The following is an 8,997-nucleotide window of genomic DNA, read 5'->3' as shown; positions in this document are numbered from 1 at the left end:
AACGCAGTTTGCACGCATTCGATCCGTCGTCTCCACGCTCCTCAAACAAAACCTTTCCGTCCTCAAATCCCTCTCACTCGCCATTCACGGGCAGTTTCAGTTCTAGCTCACCTAAGTAGTAACCAAAAGTGCAGGTATTTTCGTTCATTAGCCCCATTTCCGGCTTGTGCTTTGAATTTACCTGCACATTTGCAGGTTTTTAAACAAGTGTCGCTGTTCGACAGAAAATGCCTGTACATATGCAGTTATTCGACCTGAAAAGTATCGAAAAACGCCGGCACGAGCACGATTACGGGCACGAGCACGAGCACGGGCACGGGCACGAGCACCGGCACGGGCACGAGCACCGGCACGGGCACGAGCACGAGCACCGGTACGGGCATGCGCACGAGTACGAGCCGTCGAAAATGCATTTACCTGTCATGCATCGCCGCCAAACTTATACTTGCTGATCCGGCAAATTTAGCTTGCTGATCAGCAAATTTAAACCTGCTGATCCAGCAAAAAGAAGCTTGGGGCTTCATCCCCCAAGCTTCTCGGCCATTCGATCGCCCGGCCGCATACATCGATGCGGCGAGCCATTTGCGCATCCCTATTACAAGGAAGACGCACCGCCCGCGCGCCGCAGCCGGAGCAAGCCGGGCTCGCCGCGCAGCAGCACCGGCTCGCTCGCGCCGAGCGCACCGCTGCGGATCCGGCCGTGCCGCGCGAACGTGAAGCCTGCCGGCGCCTCGAGCACCTCGTATTCGCCGGCCTCGAGCGCGAGCCGGCCCCAGGCGAGGCGGTCGCCGTCGACGTCGCGCCAGGCTTCGAGCGCCGTCTCGCCGGGCACGCCGTCGATCTCGGTCGGCAGCGCCACGGGCGCGAGCGGCCCCGGCAGCGGCGCGTCGTCCAGCCGGAAGGCGTGCTGGCCCCGCTCCAGCCGAAGCGAGAGCCGTCCGGGCGCTGCCGTCCAGTGCACGCCCTGGCTGCCAAGGCGTGCCGCGGCGTCGCCGTCCGCAGGCACCTCGCGTCCGCGGCCGCCATCGCGCAGGATCACCTCGCCCGGCACCGCCAAGGAGAGTCTCGCGTCGTCGGATACGGACGCAGACAGCCGCCCGTCGCCCCAGGCGACCGTCGCGGGCACGTCGCTCTCGAAGACGACGCCCCCGTCGCGCTCGACCCGCGTGCCGTGCACGAGCAGCGACGAAGCGCCCTCGATTGCAAGCGCAGCGCCGTCGAAGCGATACCCGTCCGCGCCGGTGTCGATCAGGCCATCTGCGGCCGTGCGTACGTACAGCACGGCGCCGCCGGCGAACGACAGCCGGACATAGCCGTCGTACTCGGCCGACGCGACCGCTTCCGGCTCGCCGCCGGCCAGCCGGTACGGCGACAGCGTCGCGACCAGCACCGCGGCATCCGTCTTCGGCGTCGCGAACGTCGCATGCACCTGCGACTTGCCGGCTGCCCATGCGACCGGCGTCGCCTCGTTCCCTTCGGGATCGAGGAACCGGGTCTCGATCGAGGCATTGCTGCCAAGCGCGTCCGCGCCATGCAGCCGGACCTGCAGCCCGGCCTTGCCCTTCTCGATCGTGGCGCCGCCGCCGTCCGGATCGAGCGTCAGCCGCTCGTCGGCATGCAGATTCCACTCGAAGGAGACGCCCGCAGGGTTGGACGCGGCCAGGTCGTCGATGACGACAAAAACGGAAGGCTTCATGTAGACGATATGCCGAAGCGCGCGTGCGAGCTCGCCGCCCCGATAGGCCGCGACCGCGTCTCCCGTCGCCGCGTCGAAGGCGGGGTGCGTCGCGAAGCCGACCATCCGGCCCTTGGCGTCGAAGTCGTCGATCGGCTGGCCCTGCCGTCCGTCGAACGTGATCGCGTTCGCGGAATACGTGCGTTTGGTGTAGCCGCGGTGATGCACGCTGTTGTAATAATCGTAGTAACCGCTCTTGAGCGCCAACGTCTCGCCGAAGGCATGAATGATAAAGCCGTTCTGGTCGGCTTGGCTATGGCTGTAGCTGCCGTAAGGACTGGATTTGAAGTAGAGCGAGATCCGCTCGGGATCGGTCAGCTCGCTGTGCATGGCGACGAGGCCGGTCGTTTGGAACCACTTGGCCTTCGGCAGGTCGGCCGGCGGCCGCGGCGCGATGCTCTCGTCGCCGTAGAAGTAATTCTGCAGGCCGGAAGCAGGCATGTCTCCGATAGCCTGGGACGCCCACTGCATACGCGGATCGCCGTACACCTGCGCCAGCCGGTTCAGCAGGCTGATGCTGGGCCAATCCGGCAGGTAGTGGCTGTCGTTGCCGAATACGCCGGCCTTGCTGCCGTGCGGGAACATGTAGATCGGGTACAGGCCCTCGTGCCGCGAAAAGGCTTTAGCATACGCGTCGATGGCGCCCGCGCTCAGCAGCACGTCCATCAGCTCCTTGTTGGAGCCGGACGACCACTGCCAGTAGCCGGTCCCTTGCGACCAGGAACCGTCCTCGCCGCCCCATGGCGGGAGCAGATTAATAAACGCGGGCACGGCGCGGCGCACCCAAACCTCGGCCTCGGGAATATCGTGAAGCAAGATCGTGCCCATCAGGCCGATATAGCCCGCGATCGTCCAGCCGTGGGAGTCGAACGGATATTGATAGATCGGCTGGCGGTCCAGGTAATGCTCGATCAGTACGGCGATGCGCGTGCGGACCATATCCTGGACGGCCTGCCGCTCCTCCGGCGCCAGCAGGTCGTAAATCCAGTCGTAGGCGATCGTAGATCGGTAAGCGACGGCGCGATGCACCTGATCGTTAATATCGAACCGCGTCGCCGCTTCCGGATCCCAGGAGGCGAAGTTCAGCAGATGGGCCTTGGCATGTTCGCCGATCGCGCGGTCGCCCGTGATCAGATAGACGAAGGCGGCTTGTAGCAGATGGTCGAGCGCGGTGTCGGCGTATTTGCGCAGGTCCTGCAGCGCCTTGACCCATTCCGGCGATACGCTCGAGATGGATCTGTCCATGTACGGGAAAATCGGGTCCGGGGGCAGCGGATCGTCAAGTTGCGCAAGCACCGACGCGCGCGTTTGTTCGAACACCGCCTTGGGGGCGCCATGCAAGCGCCGCTCGCGGAAGGCCGCGAGCTCGCGCGGATTGGTCCATACCCGCGGGTGTCCGGTCTCCATGCGCGCGAGCATCTCGTCGATCGGCGGCACGGGAAACGGCACGCTTCCTTCCGCGATCCGGAATCTGCGCACCTCGCTCCAGGCGGACCAGCCGGCCTCGGGCGTATGGAATCGCACGCGCCAAAACCAAACGCCCTCGCCTAGCGTTTCGGGAAAGTTATAAAAGTTGATCGCCGGCTCCGCGGCTTCGATCGCGCCGCCGTCCATGACGGCATCCCGCGCGAGCTCGAGCCGGTAACGGTCCGCGCCGGGAACGAAGGGCCAGCCGAAGTCGGGCGGGTTCTGCGTCGTCACGAGCGCGTCGGCCGGGCGGAACGGAAGATTGGCGTTCGCCATCAGCTCGGCGGGCCAGGCAGGTCCTGCCACCGGTTGCTTGCTCCGCTCGGGCTGCTGCGGCTTTGAAGCGGCTTCTGCATGTTTGCTTGCGTTTTCCATGACAAACTTCCTTCCTCATCGGAATTTAGCCTCATGGTAAGCGCGGCAGGCAGGCAAGACAACTCAACAATATGCAGTTTTATGAACGATCGGCACCTCGTCGGAGGTTTTCATTTTTGTATGGATCTCTCTTAGCGCTTATTCTGCAAAAAGTGCTCGATCTTTCTCAATCGGACGTGCAGATGCTCGACCGACATCTCCGCCTTGTTGGAGATGGACTCGCGGAACGCCTCGACTTCGACCTCCATGTCGCCGAGCAGCTTGTACAACCGCTCGTAATCCTTTACGACCTTGTCCAAAAAGGAGTCCACTTGATCGGCGTCGTAGCGGCGAGACATCATGCGCCCTTTGCCGAATTCCTGATTAAAAATATCCAGAGCCGTAAACGAGACGCCATTGTCGGTTAACAATTGCTGAAGCTTCGGGCTGACGGACATGCGATGACCTCCAAAATTTTATTCAACGAGAAGCACGGGAGCTGCCGGCGCAAAGCCTAACCTTGCTCGGCTGCTTGCCCTCTTCTCACCAGCAGCAAATATGCGAGCATCGCGGCCGTGCTTGTCGCCAGGATGATGACGCCGAGCGGCACGGCGGTATCCTCGCCGGCGATGCCGACGAGCGGCGAGACGATCGCGCCGATCAGGAACTGAATGACGCCAAGCAGCGCGGCTGCGCTGCCCGCCATATGCGCCTGGCTCTCCATCGCAAGCGGAAATGCCGCCGTGGAGGTCATGCCGATAGACGCGACGAACACGAACAGCGGAATAACGAGCGTGAACAGCGGACCGTGGACGAGGGCCACGATCAGGACGGCGACGCTGGCGCACAGCGCCAGACAGAGGCCGAGCAGCAGAAAGGTGCGTTCGGATACGCGGTGCGACGCCCGTCCGACGATCTGGGAGCCGATGATCAGGCTGATGCCGTTCGAGCCGAACAGAAGCGCGAACACGGTCGGCGACGCGCCGTAAATATTTTGATAAATGAACGGCGTTCCCGAGACGTAGGCGAACACGCCCGCGATCATGATGCCCTGGGCCAGCATGTAGCCGACGAACTGGCGGTCGCGCAGGAGCGTGCCGTAGTTTCGCAGCTGCTGCTTGAAGTTGCTCGGACTGCGCCGCTCGACCGGCAGCGTCTCCTTGAGGCGCCACTTGGTCATGATCCACAAGTAGATGCCGAGGAGCGACAGCGCGACGAACACGCCGATCCAGGAGGAAAACGACAAGATGCCGCTGCCGGCGACCGGCGCTACGAGCGGCCCCAGGTTGCCGACCAGCAGAAGCAGCGAGAAAAACCGCGTGAGCTCGTGGCCTTCGTACAAGTCGCGCGCGATCGCGCGGGAGATGACGATGCCCGCAGAGGCGGCAAAGCCCTGTACGAACCGGCAGGCGATCAACAGCCCGATATGGGGCGAAAACGCGCAGCCTAACGAAGCGAGCACATAAAAAGCCATGGCGATAAGCAACGGATTGCGTCTGCCGTGAACGTCGCTGAGCGAGCCCATGACGATCTGGCCGAAGCCGAGTCCGAGCAGGCAGGCGGTCAGACTAAGCTGCACCAGCGAAGCGGTCGTGCCGAACCGCTCTACGATCTGCGGAAACGCCGGCAAGTACATATCGATCGTAAAAGGCCCGAGCGTTGAAAACAGGCCAAGCAGCAAGGCTTGCCTAAGGACATTTGAGTTGTTCTTGGTGGACATTCGGTGTTCTCCTAATCCTGATCTGTCTCTTTATCTGTGTAAGTTTTCATATCAAAGGCCAGTCCATCCTACCACAATCGGGCGCGGATTCCGACAACAATTTATGACAGACGCGCAAAACGACGCGACCGGGGAAGCGATCGCGCCGTTTGCTTATGCTTTATTGACGGGTTCCTTCTATATAAATGTAGACCATAAATTTAAACCCGATTTTAATGAAGGCTCGCTTCCAGCCAGCTGCCGTCCTCCGGGATCGGCGACTCGATGGTTTGGCCGCCCTTCCGGTATCGGAGCACGCCGTGGCCGCCGGTCGCCCGGACGCGGATGCGCGAAGCGTCCATGTCGACTTCGACCTCGCCGCCGGCGGTCGGGACGGTGCCCTTCATCCAGCCCAGCCCGCCGAGCTGCGGCTCGACGACAAAGGTCCCGTAGCCCGCGCTAAGCGGTCTCACGCCGAGAAAGTATTTGCCGAACAGATAGATCGGACCCGCTCCCCAGGCATGGCAAAGGCTTTTCCCGAAGGTAACGCCGTACATCCCGTAGTGGGCGTCGTCCGCCAGGGACGGATCGTATTCCTCCCAGAACGTCGTCGCGCCGAGATCGATCATGCCGCCCCAGTAGTCGCGGACCTCCTGCAGGACATGGTCGTGCTGCCTGCTCTCGCAGAGCGTCGCCATCTCGTGAAACCGCATGTACGGGGTCCGAATTTGCGGCACTTCCGGATTCAGCATGACGCTATGAATGACGCGCTCTTGCTGCGCGGGGCTCAAATAGCCGAAGGTCATCGCGAACATGTTGGCATGCTTCGTCAGCATCGGCTGCGTGACGCCGTCCGCGCGATGATGCAGCAGACCGCCTCTGGCTTCGTCCCAGAAAAGGCTCAGCGTCTTGGCCTTGAGTTCTTCGGCAAGCGACCGATAAGATCCGGACGCGACAGGGTCGTCCAGCTCGGCGGCGAACGCGCTCATCGCTTCCAGCCCGCGCGCCAGCAAGATCTGGATCGTGCTGACGGCGCCGCTGTTGTCCAGATCCGCCCAGTCGACGAACACCCAATCCTGCTGCCTGCCCTCGACCAGCCCTTCTTCATTGCGCTGCGCGAGGCAGAAGTCCATCAATGACGCCGCGCGGTCGTAATAGTGCCGGATGAACGCAAAATCCCCGGTGTACAAATAATAGTCGTACAGCGATACGAACCAATACAGCGAATAGTCCAATATGGTGTTGAAGTGCATGACAAGCGGATCCTTGCCGCGCAGCGCGATGAGCGTCCGTCGCGTCACGTCCAGATCGAAGAAGCTGTAGTAGTTCATCAGAAACGCCTGATAGGCGTCGCCCGACCAGACCCAGCGGTCCCGTTTGATGCCGTCCAGGAAAAACTCCCGCGTATTCAGATGCAGCGTGTAGAGGCTCATCGCGTAAATCTCGTTTAATTTGGAATCCGAGCATTCGAATGCGCTGCGGTACGTGACGGGGACGTATTCGTAGAGCATCGATACGCGATCCCAGGTTGTGCCCGGGTCGGCGTGAATCCATGCATACCGGAACGCCTTCGCGGCCCCCAGCGTATAAATGCCGCCCTCGGCCTGCAGCGCCGCTTCTCCGGCATCGAATCGGTCCAGGCTGTAGCACTCCGCAATCGAGAGCGCCTCCGACATCGACTCGCCGTAGTAGATCCGGACTTTGCCTTTGCCCTGGAGATTGTGGAACCGCAAATAGCCGAACGTCTCGCGGCCGAAATCAAGCAGCGGATGACCTTGCACCTCTTCTACGGACGCCGGCTCTTGCGGCGCGACCGCCAGACGGAAGGCTGACGGCGGCACGGACGGCGACTCGAACGTCCATGTCCCGGCGGAGACCCAGTCGTTCTGGTACGAAGTCGCTTCCCAGGTTGCGTCCGTCCGGAGGTTGGGTCCTTCGATGAACAAAGCGGGCATCTCGACGTCGTTGAACACGCTGACGCTAATCTCGTGCCGGCCGGCCGGCAGCGTGATGACGGGCTCGTCCGAGCGATAGTTGTCCCTTCCGTCAAGGTAGAGCGAATAGGACCCTTCGGCCTTAATCGATATTTGTTCCTCGTGCGGGAGATCGTAGGTATAACGAAACTTCACGTTGGAGTAGTGCCGGTCGAGACGCCAATAAGCGGGATAAGGAACGCCGCGCGCCCTCCGTTTCACGGACATTTTTTCATGGAGCCGGATCTCGAAGTCGCCCGGATACCAGATCCAGGTTGCGGTCTGCGGCTTTGTTTTTATCGTCTCTTGTATCGTCTCTTGCTTCGTCATCGCCGAACCGCTCCTTCCCTATCGTTAAGCCACATTGTATAATAAACGCGCACCCTTGAAGGTGGGGAGTTGTGACGAGAATCATGGAGAATAGTGACATCGTATCGCATACCGACGACACGCAAAAAGCCCCGCGGGCCGCCGCCTACCGTTCGGAAATCTCCGAGCACTTTCAAGGCGACTTCCCGATTTTCATCAATCGCTGGGAGGAAGGCTTCGCGCTCAGGGAGCATGATCATGCCTACCTGGAGATCGTATACGTGATGTCCGGAGACGGCTTCCATTATGTCGGCGACCGCATCGAACGCACGACCAAGGGCTGCCTGTACGTATTGCCGGTCGGCACCTCGCATATTTTGCGACCGAGCGACGCCGCGGCCAGACGGAAGCTGGTCGTTTACAATCTCTGCATTCGGCCCGAATTTTTAGAGGTCGTTGCGGGCTGGCTGGCTCCATACGGTCGCGGAGGCGAAGTTCTCGCTTTTTTTGAAGGGTCGCCCGGCGCCCATTTATCCTTGTTCGATCAAAGGATGGAGATTGGACGGCACTTCGTCCGGATGCATCGGGAGTTTACGGAGAAACGCCTCGGCTACGAGGCCAACCTGTTCGCGGGACTCCTGCAGATCGCGGTGCGTCTCGCCAGGCTTCGACTGGACGGTTCGTACGCCGACGAAGCTGCTGAGGCCGCGGATTCGGGGCGCAAAGGCTTGTCGATGTCCGACATTCAGACGTATATCGACCTTCATGCGACCGAGCCGTTGACCGCGGAAAGCCTCGCCGCGCAAGCAGGCCTGAGCCCCCGTCACTTCATCCGGCTGTTCCAAAAGTCCGCGGGAACGACATTCTCGGGCTATCTGCAGCTTAGACGGATCGAGTACGCCTGCAAGCTGCTGCATGAAACGGCGCACAAAATCTCCGTCATCGCCAGCCTCGCGGGCTATAGGGATCAAGCACATTTCCGCGCCGTGTTCCGCGAGCAGATGGGCATGAGCCCAAGCGAGTACCGGAAGGGCGGCGGTGCGCGCCGCTAACCTTATCGCCGCACTCGCTGCCGACCTGCCGCGGTATCGGTGACCGTCACGCGCGCCGTTGAGTTTCCGCCGATCCGGTGACCGCCATTCGCGGCGCTCACCCTCGCAACTCCGATGACCGCCACTCGCGCTGCTCACCTGCCGCAACTCCGACGACCGCCACTCGCGCTGCTCACCTGCCGCAACTCCGATGACCGCCACTCGCGCAGCTCACCTGCCGCCGCCATCGATTAGTTGTTAAAAAGCAACTGTTTCCCCTCATCGATCCGCGCCAAAGGAATTAAGTGTTAAAAGGCATTTAATTCCTGCGAAAGAGGCGTTTTCGTCCATACTTCGGGGCATTAACTGCTTTTCAACAGCTAATTTGCTCACTTTACGATTGCGGAGCGGAATTAGCTGCCTTCTAAC

6 protein-coding genes are annotated in these 8,997 nt (G+C 61.4%); 1 reads left to right on the top strand and 5 read right to left on the bottom strand.

Going from position 1 to position 8,997, the window contains the following annotated elements:
* Nucleotides 1-245 precede the first annotated feature (245 nt).
* The 5 genes from ACFOTD_RS31840 to ACFOTD_RS31820 form a co-directional block, all read right to left on the bottom strand.
* The gene (locus ACFOTD_RS31840) at nt 246-413 is read right to left on the bottom strand and encodes a hypothetical protein (RefSeq protein WP_378124001.1); all 168 of its coding nucleotides are present in this window, start codon (nt 411-413) and stop codon (nt 246-248) included.
* Between the two features lie 182 nt (nt 414-595).
* Nucleotides 596-3,577, bottom strand: a complete 2,982-nt coding sequence (locus ACFOTD_RS31835) for a DUF4962 domain-containing protein (RefSeq protein ID WP_378123999.1) — start codon at nt 3,575-3,577, stop codon at nt 596-598.
* Nucleotides 3,578-3,708: 131 nt separating this feature from the next.
* A complete protein-coding gene (locus tag ACFOTD_RS31830; protein ID WP_378123998.1) occupies nt 3,709-4,014 on the bottom strand; it encodes a DivIVA domain-containing protein in 306 nt (101 codons plus the stop codon).
* A gap of 56 nt (nt 4,015-4,070) precedes the next feature.
* Nucleotides 4,071-5,276, bottom strand: a complete 1,206-nt coding sequence (locus ACFOTD_RS31825; RefSeq protein WP_378123997.1) for a multidrug effflux MFS transporter — start codon at nt 5,274-5,276, stop codon at nt 4,071-4,073.
* 212 nt (nt 5,277-5,488) lie between these two features.
* Complete coding sequence (locus ACFOTD_RS31820) at nt 5,489-7,558, bottom strand: alpha-L-rhamnosidase-related protein (RefSeq protein ID WP_378123995.1); 2,070 nt, start codon at nt 7,556-7,558, stop codon at nt 5,489-5,491.
* A gap of 71 nt (nt 7,559-7,629) precedes the next feature.
* On the opposite strand from ACFOTD_RS31820, the gene ACFOTD_RS31815 reads away from it, so the two are divergent.
* Nucleotides 7,630-8,589, top strand: a complete 960-nt coding sequence (locus ACFOTD_RS31815) for an AraC family transcriptional regulator (RefSeq protein WP_378123993.1) — start codon at nt 7,630-7,632, stop codon at nt 8,587-8,589.
* Nucleotides 8,590-8,997 lie beyond the last annotated feature (408 nt).

The sequence above is a fragment of the Cohnella sp. GCM10012308 genome, assembly GCF_042649185.1.
GTDB lineage: Bacteria > Bacillota > Bacilli > Paenibacillales > Paenibacillaceae > Cohnella.
Note: the sequence above shows the minus strand (reverse complement) of the source record. Positions and strands in the feature narration are given on the sequence as shown.

Excerpts from the sequence above, each read along its gene's own strand:
- ACFOTD_RS31840 (WP_378124001.1), bottom strand. The coding sequence starts at position 413 with ATGCATTTTCGACGGCTCGTACTCGTGCGCATGCCCGTACCGGTGCTC.
- ACFOTD_RS31835 (WP_378123999.1), bottom strand. The coding sequence starts at position 3,577 with ATGGAAAACGCAAGCAAACATGCAGAAGCCGCTTCAAAGCCGCAGCAG.
- ACFOTD_RS31830 (WP_378123998.1), bottom strand. The coding sequence starts at position 4,014 with ATGTCCGTCAGCCCGAAGCTTCAGCAATTGTTAACCGACAATGGCGTC.
- ACFOTD_RS31825 (WP_378123997.1), bottom strand. The coding sequence starts at position 5,276 with ATGTCCACCAAGAACAACTCAAATGTCCTTAGGCAAGCCTTGCTGCTT.
- ACFOTD_RS31820 (WP_378123995.1), bottom strand. The coding sequence starts at position 7,558 with ATGACGAAGCAAGAGACGATACAAGAGACGATAAAAACAAAGCCGCAG.